13 protein-coding genes are annotated in these 15,965 nt (G+C 74.7%); 7 read left to right on the forward strand and 6 right to left on the reverse strand.

Annotated features, from left to right (window positions below):
* Nucleotides 1-15 precede the first annotated feature (15 nt).
* Entirely contained in the window at nt 16-1,461 is a 1,446-nt protein-coding gene (locus tag ACFP1K_RS11700; protein ID WP_380750541.1) for a WS/DGAT/MGAT family O-acyltransferase, read from the forward strand.
* Between the two features lie 13 nt (nt 1,462-1,474).
* Here the strand turns inward: ACFP1K_RS11700 and ACFP1K_RS11705 are convergent, their stop codons facing one another.
* On the reverse strand, nt 1,475-1,819 hold the full coding sequence (locus ACFP1K_RS11705) for a hypothetical protein (RefSeq protein WP_380750544.1): 345 nt from the start codon (nt 1,817-1,819) through the stop codon (nt 1,475-1,477).
* Between the two features lie 101 nt (nt 1,820-1,920).
* On the opposite strand from ACFP1K_RS11705, the gene ACFP1K_RS11710 reads away from it, so the two are divergent.
* Together ACFP1K_RS11710 and ACFP1K_RS11715 are read left to right on the forward strand one after the other, a co-directional pair.
* Nucleotides 1,921-2,706 carry a GntR family transcriptional regulator gene (locus tag ACFP1K_RS11710; protein ID WP_380750547.1) on the forward strand — a complete coding sequence of 262 codons (786 nt, stop codon included), beginning with the start codon at nt 1,921-1,923 and terminating at the stop codon, nt 2,704-2,706.
* A gap of 81 nt (nt 2,707-2,787) precedes the next feature.
* Nucleotides 2,788-4,005: a glycosyltransferase family 9 protein gene (locus tag ACFP1K_RS11715; protein ID WP_380750552.1), complete on the forward strand. Its 1,218-nt coding sequence runs from the start codon at nt 2,788-2,790 to the stop codon at nt 4,003-4,005.
* On the opposite strand, the gene ACFP1K_RS11720 is transcribed toward ACFP1K_RS11715, so the two are convergent.
* Together ACFP1K_RS11720 and ACFP1K_RS11725 are read right to left on the reverse strand one after the other, a co-directional pair.
* On the reverse strand, nt 3,932-4,945 hold the full coding sequence (locus ACFP1K_RS11720; RefSeq protein ID WP_380750557.1) for a glycosyltransferase family 2 protein: 1,014 nt from the start codon (nt 4,943-4,945) through the stop codon (nt 3,932-3,934). The two genes, ACFP1K_RS11715 and ACFP1K_RS11720, sit on opposite strands and share 74 nt — an antisense overlap.
* The gene (locus tag ACFP1K_RS11725; protein ID WP_380750560.1) at nt 4,942-5,955 is read right to left on the reverse strand and encodes an iron-containing redox enzyme family protein; all 1,014 of its coding nucleotides are present in this window, start codon (nt 5,953-5,955) and stop codon (nt 4,942-4,944) included. The genes ACFP1K_RS11720 and ACFP1K_RS11725 overlap by 4 nt, the downstream gene beginning before the upstream one ends.
* Before the next feature lie 177 nt (nt 5,956-6,132).
* On the opposite strand from ACFP1K_RS11725, the gene ACFP1K_RS11730 reads away from it, so the two are divergent.
* Nucleotides 6,133-6,843 carry a YqjF family protein gene (locus ACFP1K_RS11730; RefSeq protein ID WP_380750563.1) on the forward strand — a complete coding sequence of 237 codons (711 nt, stop codon included), beginning with the start codon at nt 6,133-6,135 and terminating at the stop codon, nt 6,841-6,843.
* A 7-nt stretch (nt 6,844-6,850) separates the two neighbouring features.
* Here the strand turns inward: ACFP1K_RS11730 and ACFP1K_RS11735 are convergent, their stop codons facing one another.
* The 3 genes from ACFP1K_RS11735 to ACFP1K_RS11745 all read right to left on the reverse strand — a co-directional run bounded on the left by ACFP1K_RS11735 (nt 6,851) and on the right by ACFP1K_RS11745 (nt 9,804).
* Nucleotides 6,851-7,558 carry a tetratricopeptide repeat protein gene (locus tag ACFP1K_RS11735; protein WP_380750566.1) on the reverse strand — a complete coding sequence of 236 codons (708 nt, stop codon included), beginning with the start codon at nt 7,556-7,558 and terminating at the stop codon, nt 6,851-6,853.
* A 97-nt stretch (nt 7,559-7,655) separates the two neighbouring features.
* Nucleotides 7,656-8,561, reverse strand: a complete 906-nt coding sequence (locus tag ACFP1K_RS11740) for an ROK family protein (protein WP_380750569.1) — start codon at nt 8,559-8,561, stop codon at nt 7,656-7,658.
* Nucleotides 8,562-8,580: 19 nt separating this feature from the next.
* Nucleotides 8,581-9,804, reverse strand: coding sequence for an ROK family transcriptional regulator (locus ACFP1K_RS11745; protein WP_380750572.1), 1,224 nt, complete (start codon nt 9,802-9,804; stop codon nt 8,581-8,583).
* 110 nt (nt 9,805-9,914) lie between these two features.
* Here ACFP1K_RS11745 and ACFP1K_RS11750 point away from each other — a divergent pair, with 110 nt between their 5' ends.
* From ACFP1K_RS11750 to ACFP1K_RS11760, 3 genes are all read left to right on the forward strand, one after another.
* Entirely contained in the window at nt 9,915-14,090 is a 4,176-nt protein-coding gene (locus ACFP1K_RS11750; protein WP_380750575.1) for a glycoside hydrolase family 38 N-terminal domain-containing protein, read from the forward strand.
* Nucleotides 14,087-14,878 carry a peptidylprolyl isomerase gene (locus ACFP1K_RS11755; protein WP_380750578.1) on the forward strand — a complete coding sequence of 264 codons (792 nt, stop codon included), beginning with the start codon at nt 14,087-14,089 and terminating at the stop codon, nt 14,876-14,878. Before ACFP1K_RS11750 ends, ACFP1K_RS11755 begins: the two co-directional genes overlap by 4 nt.
* A gap of 350 nt (nt 14,879-15,228) precedes the next feature.
* Complete coding sequence (locus ACFP1K_RS11760) at nt 15,229-15,954, forward strand: TetR/AcrR family transcriptional regulator (protein ID WP_380750581.1); 726 nt, start codon at nt 15,229-15,231, stop codon at nt 15,952-15,954.
* The last annotated feature ends 11 nt before the right edge of the window (nt 15,955-15,965 follow it).

A 15,965-nucleotide genomic window follows, 5' to 3' on the forward strand; every position in this document is an offset into this window, starting at 1 on the left:
CAGGGAGGTGGACGGATGCGGCAGCTCAGTGCGCTCGACGCGCAGTTCCTCAACTTCGAGACCGAGACCAACGTCGCCAACGTCGCGGGCCTTTCCATCCTGGACGGCGAGCTCGGCCGCGAGGAGCTCGTCGCGCTGGTGGAGGAACGCTCCCACCTGGTGGAGCCGCTGCGCAGGCGGCTGGTCACCGTGCCGTTCGGCCTCGACCACCCCTACTGGGCCGAGGACGACGACATCGACCTCGACTACCACGTGCGCGAGCTGGCCCTGCCCGCCCCCGGCAACGACACCCAGCTCGGCGAGCAGGTGGCCCGGCTGCACGCCCGCAGGCTGGACCGGCGCCGCCCGCTGTGGGAGATGTACCTGATCCACGGCCTGGAGGGCGGTCGCACCGCCCTCTACACCAAGATCCACCACGCGGCCATCGACGGCATGTACGGCGCCGGGGCGCTCGCCGCCCTGATGGACGTCAGCCCGGTGTCCGAGCCGCTCGGCGTCGGGCACGACCACCCCCGGCACCCCGACCGGGCACCCGAGACCGCCGAGATGCTGCTGCGCACCGCCGGCCGCCTCCTCGCCAACCCGGCCCACCTGCTGCGTTTCATGGTCGAGGCGATGCCCCGGCTGGACGAGATCCCCGTCATCTCCCTGCTGCCCGGCGCCGGGCCGGTCTCCCGGGCCACCCGGTGGCTCACCCGGCAGCTGGGCGGGGGAGAGCAGGTGCCCGAGCTGCCGAGGCTGACCGTACCGCGCACGCCGTTCAACGGGCCGGTGTCCGCGCACCGCCGCTTCGCGTTCGTGGAGCTGTCGCTGGACGACGTCAAGCAGGTCAAGAAGACGTTCGGGGTGACCGTCAACGACGTGGTGATGACCCTCGCGGCGACCGCGGTGCGGCGCTGGCTGGTCGACCACGAGGCGCTGCCCGCCGAGCCCCTGGTGGCGGGCGTGCCGTTCTCGCTGCGCGGCGCCGGCGCGGGGGACGCGCCCGGCAACCAGGTCACCCTCATGATCACGCCGCTGGACACCCGCACCGAGGACCCCGGCGAGCGGCTGCGCGCGATGCACGAGTCGATGAGCCTGATCAAGGAGCGTTTCGGCCTGGCCCCCGCGCGCTGGCTGCGCCACCTGAGCGAGAGCATGCCGGCCGCGCTGACCGGCCTGGCGGACCGCGCGGCCTTCGGCCTGGTCGCGCAGACCTCCCCGCCGATCAACCTCATGATCTCCAACGTGCCCGGCCCGCAGATCCCGCTGTACGTCTGCGGGCGGCGCCTGCTGGCCCAGTACCCCGTGTCGGTGGTCACCGACGCGAGCGGCGGCCTCAACATCACCGCCTTCTCCTACGACGGCCGCGTCGCCGTCGGCATCGTCTCCTGCCGCATGCTGGTGCCCGACGTGTGGACCTTCTCCGACTACCTGCGCGAGGCCCTGGACGAGCTGAAGAGCCTGCCCGCGCCCTCCTGAGCCGGGCGGCCGGTCACCGGGCCTGGCCGCGCAGGATCTTCAGCCACAGGCGTTCGATGTGGTGGTAGCGCATGCGCACCGTCTCGCGGTGCGGGCCGGGGCCGTCCGAGCGGCGGATGTGCGCGCGGCCTCCGCCGACCACGAGGTAGTACACCCGTGACCTGCACTCGCAGGTCCAGCGCAGCACGCGGGGACGGCTCTCGACGTTCGCCGGGGGATGCCACACGATCTCCTCGCAGCCCTCGCGCGGGCGGGGGACGTGCGGGCCGTGGTCGGCGTTGCCGGCGGTGGAGGTCAGTGCCGTCGCCCCGCGGTCCTCTGGACCCGCGGCGATCGCCTCCGGAGAGCTCTGGGCCATCCATACCCCTTAACAGCAATGTCAATTGATTGACATATACGACAATGGCGAGACGATAAGGTGCGTGTCAACCCGGTGACACCGCCTGGGACCCCCAGTAGATGGGACGCACGCATTTGCCTGGACACGCCTATGAGCACGTCGCGGCGGAATTGCGTGGTGCGATACTCGGCGGCGACCTCGTGCCCGGCACCCGCCTTCCCCGCCACGCCGACCTCGCCCAGAGGTACGGCGTCTCCGAGATCGTCATCAGGCAGGCGATCGACGAGCTGAAGCACGCCGGCCTGGTGGACACCCGGGGCCGCGGCGGCACCTGGGTGCGCGAACGGCCCGTCGTGCGCCGCGTCTCCTCCCGGCGCTACCAGGCCGACCGGGGGCCGCAGACCGAGCCGCGCACGTCGTTCACCGACGACCAGGGCATCGAGTGGTCGCAGTACCGGCTGGACAAGGTGTACCGGTGGACCGAGGCCTGCGACCGCCTCGCCGGGCTGTTCGGCGTGCCCGTCGGCACCCGCGTGCTGGAACGCCGTTTCGTCTTCTACTCCGCGGGCGTACCCGCCCAGATGTCCCGCCCCTGCCTGCTGGCCTCCGACGTCGAGGGCACCCCCGTGGCCGACCCCGACAACGAGCCGTGGCCCGGCGGCACCATCAACCAGCTGCGCACCCTCGGCATCGAGGTCGACGACATCACCGAGTCCGTCGGCACCCGCATGCCCACCCCCGAGGAGACCTCCGTCCTGCGCCTGCGCCCCGGCGTCCCCGTCTTCACCATCACCCGCCTGATGCGCGCCGCCGGCCGCGTGGTCGAGGTGGCCGACCCCATCGTCATCCCCGGCGACCGCACCGTCCTCGACTACCACGTCCCCCTCCCTCCCCCCGCATCCTGAATCCACACTCCCCGCGTGTCCTGTTCACCGCCGTCACCGGGCATAACGGTGACGACGGGACGCCGCGGGGGGGTGATCACGATGGAGCACCGGCCGGTGCTGGTGGCGCTGCGCGGGCTCGGAATGGGCGGCCTGCTCACCGCGGTGCCGGCGCTGCGGGGGCTGCGGAGGGCGTATCCGGGGCACCGGATCCTGCTCGCCGCCCCGGCCGCGCTGTCCGGCCTGCTCCCGCTGATGGACGCCGTGGACGCCCTTCTCGACGTCTCAGGGCCGGGACCCGTGCCGTACGACCGGCCGGACATCGCGGTCAACCTGCACGGCGGTGGCCCGCGTAGCACTCTCGCCCTGCTGCGCACCCGGCCGGGACGGCTGCTCACCCACGCTCATCCCGGCGTGCCGCACGCCGGCGGACCGCCCTGGGACCCCGAGCCGGACGAGGTGACCCGCTGGTGCGCCCTGCTCGGCTGGTACGGGGTGCCGGCCGACCCCGCCGACCTGTCCCTCCCCGTGCCTCCCGCGACCGCCGCGGGCCACGTGATCGTGCACCCGGGCGCCGCGTCCCCCGCCCGCCGCTGGCCGCCGGAGCGGTTCGCCCAGGTGGTCGCCGCGCTGGGCCGCGCCGGTCACCGGGTCCTGCTCACCGGCGGCCCGGCCGAACGCGCCCTCGCCCTGCGGGTGGCCGCCCTGGCGCGGGCGTCCGGCTCGCCGGTCGCCGAGGTCGCGGCGGGGCGCACCGATGTCGCGGCCCTCGCGGAGCTGGTCGGGGCGGCACGGCTGGTGGTGTGCGGGGACACCGGCGTGGCGCACCTGGCGACGGCGCTCGGCACGCCGTCGGTCGTGCTCTTCGGGCCGGCCTCCCCGGCACGCGGGGGACGGCCGCGCCGCGACCGTCACATCGCCCTGTGGGCGGGCCGTACCGGCGACCCGCACGGGCTCGTGCCGGACCCGGGGCTGCTGGAGATCGGCGTGCCGGAGGTCCTGGAGGCGGTCCTGACGCTGCTGGCGGCGGACGCCGGGCGGGCGGGGGACGGGGACGGCGCGCGGCCGGAGACGCGGGACGGGCCGGGCGCCCGGCGGGAGGAGGCGGACGGGCCGGTCACCGTGACGTTGTGCGAGGACGGGCCGTTGCTGGTGCGCGGGCCGTTCACCATCGTGACCCAGGACGGCAGGACCGTCGACCAGGGCCGGGCGGCCGTGGCGCTGTGCCGGTGCGGCCGGTCGGCGATCAAGCCGTTCTGCGACGGCTCGCACAAGACCACCGGGTTCCGGGCGCCGGGTGCGCCCGGCGAAGGTACCTGACCGAGTGGGCGGCCACCCGCAGGCGGCGCCCGTTGTAGGGCACCCCGCCGCGCAGCCGGGCCGCCAGCGCCAGCCAGCAGCACACGGCGCGCTCCAGCACCCACACGGGGGCGAACAGCGAACAGGTGGCCGGGAACACCCGGCGCCCGCCGTCCCGGCGGCGGCCCACCTCGGCGAGGCCGGCGACGCCCGCCGCGCCGAGCAGGAGAAGCGCGACCGCACGGCAGCGCCGCGGCCGGGCGAGGACGACGGCCAGGCCGGGCAGGACGGCGAGGAAGGCGGCCATCCGGGCGGGCTGCGCCAGGTCGTCGTACGCCTGCCGGACACGCTGGGACCAGAACCGCGCCGTGCCCGGGGGCAGGCGCCGGACGTACAGGCCGCCCGCCCGGCACTCCCTGCCGCCGCGCGCCCGTACCGTGCGGATCAGCTCCAGGTTCTCGAACATCACCTCGCCGTCGTACCCTCCCATACGCTCGAAGAAGGACCTGCGCAGGCCGAAGGTGCCGGGGTAGTCCGCGCCGCACGCCCTGTTCAGCAGCGTGCGGGCGGTGTCCCAGCGCGCGTGCCAGGGCAGCGGGTGGAAGTGGTTCTGCGGCCGTACCAGGTCGGCGGTCTCCAGCAGGGCGCGCATCCGGGCCAGGCCGGCGGTGTCGTAGCGCACGTCGTCGTCCGCGACGACCACGTGTTCCCGCCGGACCCGGCGCAGCCCGGTGCGCACCCCGGCCACCTTCCCGTTCGCGCATTCCAGGTCGCCGTCCGGGCGCAGGTGGCGCACCGACCCGCGCCACAGCCGGGCGTGGCGCTCGAACACCTCGGGCGGCGACCCGTCCACCACCACGACCTCCACCTGTTCGCTCAGCCGGCGCAGGTACGCGGTCAGCTCCGGGAGGCCGGTGTCCCGCTCCCACCGCAGCGGCAGCACGTACGCCAGGTCGATCAACGCGGGGCCGCCGCCGCGACCGCCTCGCGCAGCGAGCCGGCCCCCGCGCGCCAGCGGCCCACGACGTGCTCGGTGAAGAGACGGTCGAGGGTCAGGGCGCAGGCCGCGCCGTACAGGACGTCACCGGCCAGTTCCGGGTGGTCGGCCGCGAACCTCCCGCACATGTCGTGCACCGCGATCTGCTCGTGCACCGCGTCGGCCCGTACGTGCTCCTCGTAGTAGCGCAGCGCCTCCGCGCCTCCGCCCAGCCGCCGCAGGGCCTGGCCATACCGGAGGTTCGGCAGCGAGGAGGTCATCTCGAACGCCGCGAGCTGGCCGAGCAGCTTCCCCCGGTGCCGCCGGTGCAGCCCGAACATCGACATCGTGTTGCCCGCCGCCAGGGTGACCGCCGGGACCAGGTCGGCGTACGCGCCGTAGGTGTCGTCGAGGCCGAGGCCGCGCATGGTGGCGCGGAACAGTTCCGAGTGCATGCGCCCGGCCCGCCCGCCGCCGTACTCGTCCGCCTGGATCTCCGCCAGCGCGGCCTTGGCGGGCCCGCGCAGCCGGGGGATCGCCCACGTGTGCGGATCGGCCTCCTTCAGGTGGTAGATCGACCGGTGCGCGACGAACTCCCGGAACCGCTCCAGGTCGGCCTCCCTGTGCAGGTAGGCCGCCAGGGACGGCCCGTCGTCCGCGGCGACCGTCTCGACCAGCAGCCGCGGCGTGGCCCGCGGGGACGCGGCCGGCGGCCGGGGGACGACCCCGGCCAGTGCCCGTTCGAACCGGTCCTCCAGCCGTTCCCGCACGGCCAGCACCGAACGGTTCCACTCCCACCGGTCGTCGACCGCGTCGAAACCCTGGTAGTGCAACTCGTAACAGGCGAAGAGCGCCACCTGCGTGTCCTCGTCGGCCACGACCGGCGCGGCGGGCGTCGCGAGGAGCGAGCCGGGGAACGCGAAGTCGTGGGGCGGACGGCTCAACTCGCCGAACAGCCGCTCGCTGATCGGGCCCCTCGGCACTGGCAGCCTCATCGTGGCCTCCTGACGGCAGACGTCCCCGCACGCCCACTGTCCGCCGATCCCAGGCTAGGTCCCCGCCGCGGGCCGGTGGAACCAGAGTGCGGTAAAGGCCCGCGCCGCGTTCCGGCAGGCCACACGATCGCGGCGTCCGGACCGGCTACGGACGGGGGTGCGGGGTAAAGCTCGGGCATGGGAACGACCGAGGGATTCCGGGCGGTGATGTACCACCACTGGGCGGACATCACCTTCGTCCACTGGCGGTATCCGGCCGATCTGATCCAGGCGATGCTGCCGGACGGGCTCACCGCCGACACGTTCGACGGGTCGGCGTGGGTCGGTCTCACGCCCTTCCTGATGCGCGACGTCCGGGCCCCCGGCGTCCCGGCGGTGCCGTGGTTGTCGCGGTTCCCCGAGACCAACGTGCGCACGTACGCGCGGGACGCCCGCGGGCGGGACGGCCTATGGTTCCTGTCGCTGGACGCCGCGCGGCTGCCCGCCGTGCTCGCCGCCCGCGCGTCCTACCGGCTGCCGTACCACTGGTCGGACATGTCCGTGACGGGTACCGGCGCCCGGCGCTCCTACCGCTGCCGCCGCCGGTGGCCCGGACCCGCCGGTGCGCGCGCCGACGCGGACGTGGAGCTCGGCGCCGCGCTGACCCCCGCCGAGCACGAAGGGCTCGCCGTGTTCCTGACCGAGCGGTACCGCCTGTTCACCGTGATCGGCGGCAGGGTGGCCCACGCCGAGGTATCCCACCCCCGCTGGCCCCTGCACCACGCCCGCCTCCGCCACCTGGACCAGAACCTCGTCCAGGCCGGAGGGCTCCCCGCCCCGGACCACCCGCCGCTGGTGTACGCCTCCCCGGGCGTGCGCGTGCGGCTCGGGCTGTGGTCCTTCGGCTGAGGCCGGGCTAGCCCTGGAGCTGGGTGCGGGCCTCCTCGACCCAGCGCATGATGCCCAGTGCCTTCTCGGACCCGGCGATGGCGGCGGCCTCCTCGATCATGGACAGGGCGTCGGCCCGGCGGCCCTGGGCGGAGGCGATGTAGGCGAGGCCGACGAGGTTGGCGGCGACGCCGGGGAGGAAGCCCGCCTCGCGGCGCAGGCGCACGGACTCCTCCAGGTGGGCCCGCGCCGGGTCCAGCCGCCCGGCCATGTGCTCGGCGAAGCCGAGGTGGCGCAGCGCGTAGGACATGGTGAGCGCGTCCCCGGCCCGGGTGGCGAGGGCCAGGGAGCGTTCGAGCAGCGGGACGGCGGTATGGTCGTCGCGCCGGATCACCTGATGGAAGATCCCCGCCCAGCCCACGGCCTCGGCCTCGCCGCGCATGTCGCCGAGGGCCCGGTACAGCCCGGCCGCCCGCTCGAACAGCACCAGCTCGCCGGGATCCTCCTGCCCGCTCTCCATGGCGCGGGCGTGCACCAGCCGGCCGCGAGCCAGCGCCAGATCGGCCTCGGCCGCGTCGAGTTCCCGGTCGGGGGCGGCCCGGCCGCGGGCCGGTGCCAGGCCGGCCTCCACCGCGTCCAGCTCCCGGTCGGCTTCGGCGAGTGCGGCCGTCTCCCCGCCGAAGAGGGCCCGTTCGTAGAGAAGCCTGGCTCGTTCGACGCGTTCGTCCGTGCTCATCGCCGCCCCCGTGAGTCCGCCGCCCGGGACGGCAGGGGCCGCCCGGTCAGGTGATCATATGGCGACGGAACCGGCGAGCACGGTCCCGTCCGGGCGGTCAGGGCAGGAGGGCCATGCGGGCGGCGCCGATCAGGCCGGCGTCGCGGCCGAGGGCGGCGGGGGCGACGCGGAGGCGGCGGGTGTAGGCGAGGCGGACGTGCTCGGCGAGGGCCCGGCGCAGCGGGGCGAACAGCACCTCGCCGGCCGCGGCGACGCCGCCGCCGATCACCACCAGGTCGAGGTCGCAGATGGCGGCCACCGTGATGATGCCCCGGGCCAGCGCGTCCGTGCCTCGCGCGAAGGCCGACAGCGCCACCGGGTCCCCCGAGGCTGCCGCGGTGGCCAGCTCGCGGGCGTCGCGGCCGGGCCAGCCCTGAGCGCGTGCCCAGTGCGCCATCGACGGGCCGCTGGCGACGGTCTCCACGCAGCCCGCGGCGCCGCAGGGGCACGGCGCGCCGCCGGGGTCCACCACGATGTGGCCGATGTGCCCGGCGTTGCCGGTCGGCCCGGTGAACGGCAGGCCGCGCAGCACCAGGCCGCCCCCGATGCCGGTGGACACCACGATGCCGAGCATGCCGTCGACGCCCTGCCCTGCGCCGCGCCAGTGCTCGCCCGCCGCCGCGGCCACGGCGTCCCCGACCAGCAGGCCCGGCACGCCGGGCACCACCTCGGCCACCCGCGCGAGGACCGGGTAGTCCCGCCAGGCCGGGATGTTGACCGGGCTCACCGTCCCGGCGACCGGGTCGAGCGGCCCCGCCGACGCGACGCTCACCGCCGCCGGCGGCGTCTCCCCGGCCACCTCGCGCAGCAGCCCCGCCAGGGCGTCCCCCACCACCGAGGGCCGCCCGGCGGGCGCGGCCGGTGTGGGGACCTCGGCGCGGCGCAGCACGGTGCCGTCCCCGGCGACCAGCGCCGCGGCGAGTTTGGTGCCGCCGATGTCGGCGGCGAGAACGTTGAGGCTCATGCTTCTTCCTCTGCGGGAGTCACGGGGCGAGCAGGCGTGGGGAGTAGGCGGAGTGCAGGACCAGGGAGGCGGCGCCGATGGCGGCGGCGTCGGCGGTCAGAGGCGAGAGCTCGACCCGCGTCCGGTGCAGGCGGCGGGCCAGGGGACGTGAGGCCACCGCTCCGGCCACCACGGCATGGTAGAGCGGGCCGACCTGTTGTGACGCCGGGCCGCCGAGGACCAGCAGGTCGATGTCCAGCATGTTGACGATGCTCACCGCGGCGTCGGCGAGCCGGGCGGCCACCAGCTCGATGACCTCGCGGGCCGGCGGGTCGCCGGCGAGGGCCGCCGCGCAGATCGCGGCGTGGCCAGGGGCGGGCGGCAGGGTGCTGGGGGCGCCCGCGGCGAGACGGGAGCGGACGGCGGCCTCGATGGCGGACGGGCAGCAGACGGCCTCGACGCAGCCCCGGTTGCCGCAGTAGCACTCGGGGCCGTCCGGGAGCACGGTGATGTGGCCGAACTCCCCGGCGTTGCCGGAACGGCCCCGGTAGACCTGGTTGTCCAGGAACAGGCCGCCGCCGATGCCGGTGCCGAGGTAGAGGTAGGCGAAGCTCGGGGTGGCGCGGGCGATCCCGGCCCAGCGCTCGCCGATCGCGGCGGCGGTGGCGTCGTTGTCGACGGTCACCGGGAGGCCGATGTGGCGTTCGAGCAGCCGTTTGACCGGCACCCCGTCCCAGCCGGGCAGCCGGGGCGGGGCGCTCATCGCCCCGGCGGCGTCCAGCGGCCCCGGGCACGCCAGCCCGGCCCCGAGCACCTTGCCGTCCGGCACCCCGGCCTCCCGCAGCATGCGCCGCGCCGCCCGTGCCATCTCCCGCAGGACGGTCTCCGGGGTGGAGTCCGGGCCCGTCATGGGGCCGGTGCGGAGGCGGGCGACGGGGTGGCCGGTCAGGTCGGTGAGGACGTGGGTGGTCTCGGCCGGGTCGAAGTGGATGCCGAGGGCGTAGACGGCGGTCGGGGCGACGCGGAGGATCGTGCGGGGTTTGCCGCCCTGGGAGGGGAGGGAGCCGTCCTCGTAGACCAAGCCGTCGTGCAGCAGCTTGCGGACGATGACGGAGACGGTCTGGGGGGTGAGGCCGGAGTGCTCGGCGATCTGGACGCGGCTGATGCCGTCGGAGACCTGGATCGCCTCCAGGACCACCGCGCGGTTGTAATGGCCGACTTTCGGGAGGTTCGTCCCCATCTGCAGGTGTGGCTCCCGCGTCACAGCGTCCTCCCGGGGGATGTCCATCGGGCCGTTGACTTAGTAAATCAAATCGACTTACGTTCGGGACGGCCGCCGCTCACCTTGCAGGCGGGATCGGGAAAGGGTGACCGTTGCGCATCACCGGCGTCGAATCCACCGAACTGTTCACCGAGACGGGCCAGATCGTCCGGGTGCGTGTCGATGCGCCGCCGGGGGAGATCGAGTACCGCGTGACCGGGCCGGGCGTCAGCGGCACCTGGCGCGGCGCCGCGCGGCCGGCCGAGGTCGCCGTCACGGCGGACGCGGCGCCGGGGACCCGGGTGCCGATCGAGGTCGTGGCGGGCGAGGCGTCGGCGCGGGGTGAGCTGGTGGTGTCCGAGCCGGGGTGGACGGTGTGGATGGTGCCGCACTTCCACTACGACCCGGTGTGGTGGAACACCCAGGCCGCCTACACCGCGACCTGGGACGACGCGGGGGAGGAGGCGCAGCGCTACCGGGGTGACCGGCAGAACGCCGGGTTCGCCCTGATGCGCGAGCACCTGGACACGGCCCGCCGCGACCCCGACTACAAGTTCGTGCTCGCCGAGGTCGACTACCTCAAGCCGTACTGGGACGCCTGCCCGCAGGACCGCGACCACCTGCGCGCCCTGCTGGCCGAGGGCCGGGTGGAACTGCTGGGCGGCACCTACAACGAGCCGAACACCAACCTCACCTCCGCCGAGTCGACGATCCGCAACATCGTGTACGGCGTCGGGTTCCAGCGCGACGTCATGGGCGGCGACCCGGCGACCGCGTGGCAGCTCGACGTCTTCGGCCACGACCCGCAGTTCCCCGGCCTGATCGCCGAGGCCGGGCTCACCTCCAGCTCCTGGGCGCGGGGGCCGTACCACCAGTGGGGCCCGATGATCACCGGGCGGGACCTGGCCAGGGACGGCTGGGGCGACCCCTCGTCCATGCAGTTCCCCGCCGAGTTCGAGTGGCTGTCGCCGTCCGGCAAGGGCGTGCTCACGCACTACATGCCCGCGCACTACAGCGCCGGGTGGTGGATGGACGGCGCGGCCGGCCTCGCCGCGGCGGAGGAGGCGGTGTACGAGCTGTTCGTCCGGCTGAAGAAGGTCGCGGCGACCCGCAACGTGCTGCTCCCGGCGGGCACCGACTACTCCCCGCCCAACAAGTGGGTGACCGCGATCCACCGCGACTGGAACGCCCGGTACGTCTCGCCGCGGTTCGTCTGCGGCCTGCCGAGGGAGTTCTTCGCCGCGGTACGGGCCACGCTGGGGACGCCGTCGCCGCAGACCCGGGACATGAACCCCGTGTACACCGGCAAGGACGTGTCGTACATCGACACCAAGCAGGCCCAGCGGTCCGCCGAGTCCCTGGTGGCGGACGCCGAGAAGTTCGCCACCCTCGCCGCCGTCACCACCGGCGCCCGCTACCCGCACGCCGCGCTGGACAAGGCGTGGCGGCAGCTGGTGTTCGGCGCTCACCACGACGCCATCACCGGCTCGGAGTCCGACCAGGTGTACCTGGACCTGCTCACCGGCTGGCGCGAGGCCCACGACATCGGCACGGACGTGCTGTCCCGCTCCCTCGCCGCGCTGACCGCCCGCGTCGACACCCGGGGCGACGGGACCGCGGTCGTCGTCTGGAACCCCTCGTCCTGGGCCCGCACCGACCTGGTCCGGGTCCGGGTGCCGCTTCCCGGCGCCACCGGCGTGCGGGTGACCGGCCCGGCGGGCGAGCTTCCCGTGCTGCTGGAGAACCCCGAGCACGGCGACGACGGCACCCTCGTCGCCGCCGACGTGGTCGTGCTCGCTCCCGGCGTCCCGCCGCTCGGGTTCCGCACGCTGCGCGTGGAGCCGCTGACGGGCGCGCCGTCCAGCGGGTGGGCCGTCTCGGACGGGCTCGCCATCGCGAACGGCGCTCACCTGGTGGAGGTGGATCCGGCGCGCGGGGGCTGCGTGTCGGTGTTCCGCGACCTGGCGCGCGGCCGGGACCTGCTGCGGCCCGGCCGGGTGGGCAACGAGCTGCTCGTGTACGACGAGTACCCGGCGCACCCGAGGTTCGGCGAGGGGCCCTGGCACCTGGTGCCCAAGGGGACGGTCGCCGGCTCGGCCGGGCAGGCGGCCACGTCCGTCACCAGGGAGACCTGCGCGCTCGGCGAGCGCCTCACCGTCACCGGCGAAGTGGGCCCCGTCCGGTACACCCAGCGGATCACGCTGTGGCAGGGCCTGGACCGCGTCGACTGCGTCACCCGCGTGGACGAGTTCGACGGCGCCGACCAGCTGGTCCGCCTGCGCTGGCCCGCCCATGTCCCCGGCGCCCTCCCGGTCAGCGAGGTGGGCGACGCCGTGGTCGGCCGCGGCTTCGGGCTCGTCGACGCCGACTCCGGCCCGCACCCCTGGACCCTGGACAACCCCGCCGGCCACTGGTTCGCGCTCTCCGCCACGGCCCGCGTCGCCCTGCGCGACGAGGACGGCACCCCCGCCGGCACCCGGGCCATCGGGATCGCCGAGATCATCGGCGGCGTCCCGGGGGACGGGCCGCGCGAGCTGGCCGTGGCGCTGGTGCGCAAGGGGGTGACCGCGACCTGTTCCGCCGCGACGGCTCCCCGGTACGGGGACCTCGCGGTCGACTCCAATCTCCCGGACGTGCGCATCGCGATCGGGACGCCGGAGGAGAACCCGTTCGTCGCCGAGGTGCTGGCGTCCGCCGACCCGGGGTACGCGGAGCTGCTGCGGCGGCGCCTCTCGGAGGGCGGGCGGGCTCGGGTGTGGGTCCCGGCGGCCGAGCCGCTGGAGAAGGTGTGGGTGCCGAGCGCCGACCTCACCGGGCCGCGCGCGCTGCCGGTGCTCGTCGTCGCGGGGGACGGCGCCGCCGGCGAGCTCGCCGCCGACCTGGACGACGCCGTCATCGAGGTGGTCCACCCGGCGGAGCTGCCCGCGCTGACCGAGCCCTCGCTGGACGACTACACCATCGGCCTGGTCAACCACGGCGTCCCCGGCTTCGCGGTGGACACGGGCGGCGCGCTGCACCTGTCCCTGCTGCGGTCCTGCACCGGCTGGCCGTCCGGCGTCTGGATCGACCCGCCGCGCAGGACGGCCCCCGACGGCTCGGCCTTCCAGCTGCAACACTGGACGCACGCCTTCGAGTACACCCTGGTCACCGCCCCCGGCGACTGGCGCGCCGCCCGGCTGGTCGAGCACGGCCACGACGCCGCCCACCCCCTCAAGGCCGTCACCGCCCCCGCCCACGACGGCGACCTCCCCGCCACGCACTCCTTCCTGTCCGTGGAGCCCGCGGGCCAGGTGGTGCTGACCGCGCTCAAACCCGAGGGCAACCCCCTCGCCTCGGCCCGCCAGCCCGGCCGGGTCGACGGCGTGACCCTGCGGATGTACGAGGCGACAGGCACCCCGGTCACCGCCAGAATCCACACCACCCTGCCCCTCGGCGCCCCCCACCGCGCCGACCTGCTGGAACGCCCGCTGTCCCCGCTGCCGCCCGGCGGCGTACCCCTGACCGGCATGGAGATCGCCACCGTCACGGCCCCGCTGGCGAGCGCCGCCCAGGGCGAGCCGGACGTCCTGCTCGGGCCCGAGGGGGAGCCGTACCAGCCGGTCTACACCCGCTACTGGCTGAACAACACCGGCCCGGCCCCCGCGGGCAACATGCCGGTGGCCGTGCACCTGGCGGCGACGGACCTGGACGTGTCCGGTCCCGTCGAGACGGTCGTCTCGGTCGCGTCCGGCCTGACCGAGGGCGAGGCGGCCGGAGTCGTCACGCTGCTGCCACCGGACGGTTGGGCCTGCGAGCCCGCCGGGCGCCCCTACGTCCTGCCCCCCGGCGGGCACACCTCCTTCCCGGTGCGGGTGACACCGCCACCCGGCGCCGAGCCCGGCGTGTACTGGCTGCGGGCCCGCATCTCCCACGACGGCCAGACCTACGAGGACGTGACCAGGCTGCACACCGGCGGCCCCCACGACCACACCCTGTCCGTCACCGTGCGGACCCCCCGGATACGCCTCACCCCCGGCGGCCCGCCGACCGGCCTGGACGTACTACTACGCTCCCCCGCCCGCACCGAGGTCTCCGTCCAGGCCCAGCTGATCACCCCCTGGCACACATTCGACCTAACCCCCCACTGGAACACCGGCACCACCATCCCCCCCACCGGCGAGGCCAGCCTCCACTTCCCCCTGCACGCCCCCACCGGATCCACCCCCGGCCGTTGGTGGGCGCTGGTGAAACTCGCCTGCGCAGGCACCCTCCACTACACCGAGCCCATCGAGATCGAGGTAACCGAATGAGCACGCCACCCGCCGACACCCCGGCCCCGGCGTCCGGGCGGGTCGCGGCCGAGGTGGGGCGGCGGGTGATCACGGTTGACGAAGTGGACGCGCGGGAGGCTGCGTTGCGGGCGGGGCCGTTGGCGGGGCGGCTTCCGTCGCCGTACGGCGCGGAGGGGCGCAATTTGCGTCGTTGGACGGTCCAGGTGTTGGTGACCGAGGTGCTGATCGAGCAGGAGGCGGTGGCGCTCGGGCTTCCGGTCCCTGCTCCGTGCGCGGATCGTCCGGGGGCGCTGACATTGGGGGGTGCGTTGCGGGCCGGGGGAGTGGTGGCGGCGGTGGCCGCGTCGATGCCGGTGGCGCGGGCGGTGCGGGAGGCGGTCACGGCCGGGGCCGGGGTGCCGGAGGAGGTGGTGCGGGGGTACTACGAGCGCAACCGTGATCGGTTCACCCGGCCGGAGGTCCGGTACGTCAGCCGCGCGGATGGGCCGTCGCTCGGGCCGGTGCGGCGCGGCGAGATGACCGGAGCCCTGGAGGACGCCGTGTTCGCCGCCGAGGAGGGGGAGGTCGTGGGGCCGGTGGACGGGCCGGGCGGGCCGTGGACGCTGCGGGTGGACCGGGTGGAACCGGGCGGGCCGCGGCCGTACGAGGAGGTCAGGGACGGCATCGCGGCGGAACTGTCCGAGGTGGCCGCCGGCCGCGCCTTCGCGGCCCTGCTGGAGCGCCGCTACGCCGAACGCGTCCACCTGCACGAGGGCTACGAACACCCCGCCGACCCCCGCCACCCCGACGCCACCCACCGCCACTGACCCGGCGCACGCCACCGGAAAGTGTCGGCCAACTTTTTCGTGGCGGGGGAACATCCGCGGGGCTCCCGGGGTTACATTCCTCGTGACCGGTGTGTCCGGTGTCCCCGGGCCTCACCTATTGCCTTCGCGGAATACCGTTCGGCTGGAGCCGCGTTGAGCGTTTCGCCGAGAGGCGACCCGCACACCGGTTCGCACGCGTAGGACCCCGCCAGGGCCAACCTGGCGGGGTTCTGCGCTTTCCGGAGAAGGCTTGCCGCCGCGACAGTCCCAGGTCTAGCGTGACGTCGTGACCAGATTTCAAAATCAGTCACGAGGTCACGAGGTCACGAGATCGACGGAGAGGAAGCACGGTGGAAGGCATCAGCGCCCCGGCGGACGACGTCAGATCGGGCCGCGACCGCCGTGCCGGCCTGATCCTGGACACCGCCGCCGAGCTGCTGGTCGCCTGGGGATACCGGCGGGTCACCATCGACGAGGTCGCCCGCCGCGCCGGCGTCGGCAAGGGCACCGTCTACCTGCACTTCAGCACCAAGGAAGTGCTGTTCCTGACGGTGCTGATGCGGTCCCAGCGGCAGATGATCGCACGCATCCTCCAGGCATGCCGCGAGGACCCGTGGGCCATCAGGTTCGGCGACCTGGCCCGGCTCGCGTACCTCGCCGTGCACGACGACCCGATCGTGCGGGCGATGCTCGTGGGCGACGCCGAGACACTGGGGGCGCTGCTGCGCACCGCCCCGTCCGTGGCCGGCGGCCTCATGGAGGTCCGGGAACGGGCGATGGGCGGCTACGTCCGGGTGCTGCGCGAGCACGGCCTGGTGCGGACCGACCTCCCCGCCGAGCTCCAGCGGCACTCGTACGCCGCGATCATGACCGGCTTCCTGGTGTTCGAGCCGTTCCGGACGGGCACGGCGGACGTGGCGGAGCGCGCGGACGCGCTCCGGGGGATCGTGCGGTCGTCCTTCGAGACCGACGCCCCCGCCGAGGCGGTGCGCGCCGCGGCACCCGCCGCCATCGCCCTCTTCCAGGAGTTCCACGACCGGCTCCACCTGGAGATCGAGAAGCACACACTCCCTTAGACGCACACAAG

It is taken from the genome of Sphaerisporangium aureirubrum, assembly GCF_042658925.1.
Classification (GTDB): Bacteria; Actinomycetota; Actinomycetes; order Streptosporangiales; family Streptosporangiaceae; genus Sphaerisporangium; species Sphaerisporangium aureirubrum.